This window comes from Nostoc sp. CmiVER01 (assembly GCF_034531135.2).
GTDB lineage: Bacteria > Cyanobacteriota > Cyanobacteriia > Cyanobacteriales > Nostocaceae > Nostoc.
This window is the reverse complement of the sequence record NZ_JAVRBU020000081.1, coordinates 1-521: the sequence shown is the minus strand read 5'-3', so window position 1 is coordinate 521 and position 521 is coordinate 1. Positions and strand designations below refer to the sequence as shown.

Here is a 521-nt window from a genome sequence, read left to right as displayed (position 1 = left end):
GATTGCGGAGGAATTAAAGCAGCTTTAGAGGGGAGAACCCCCAGAACGCGACGGCCGCGGCAGATAGGGGCGCGATGACGGTGGCGACCTGCCAGTTTTTGTCCTCGCCACGCATCGTAATACAGGAGATGGCCAGCCAAGCCGTCGCTCCCATCAAGATCGGAATGATCTTTCGCCGATTTGCCATGTCCACGTGGCTTGCAGCGAAACCCACCGCCATGGCGAGCCCAAGATTCAGCAGATAAGCCGAATCGGAAGGCCGGCGGAACAGGTTGACCCCGGGTACCCACCGGTACAAGGCTTCGTAGAATGGCGTATGGCCGCCAAGCAGGTACGCAATGCCAACGCATGCGGTGACACCAAAAAACAGAAGGTGCCGCCGCTGCGAGCGATTTCGCCATGCGCCGCACAGACCCACCAGCAGAAGCAGTGACGCGATCGCGCCGATGTAGAAGAACGTCTCAATCGGATCGACCGGGCCGTTGTAGGTCCCCCGAAGGCTTTGCATGGCATTGGGATCG

At 59.7% G+C, this 521-nt stretch carries 1 protein-coding gene; it reads right to left on the bottom strand.

Translation table 11 applies throughout. The annotated features are described in order from the left end of the window. Positions 1-13: 13 nt before the first annotated feature. A partial coding sequence (locus tag RMZ43_RS36080; protein WP_428851042.1) for a hypothetical protein occupies positions 14-521 on the bottom strand: 508 nt, incomplete at its 5' end.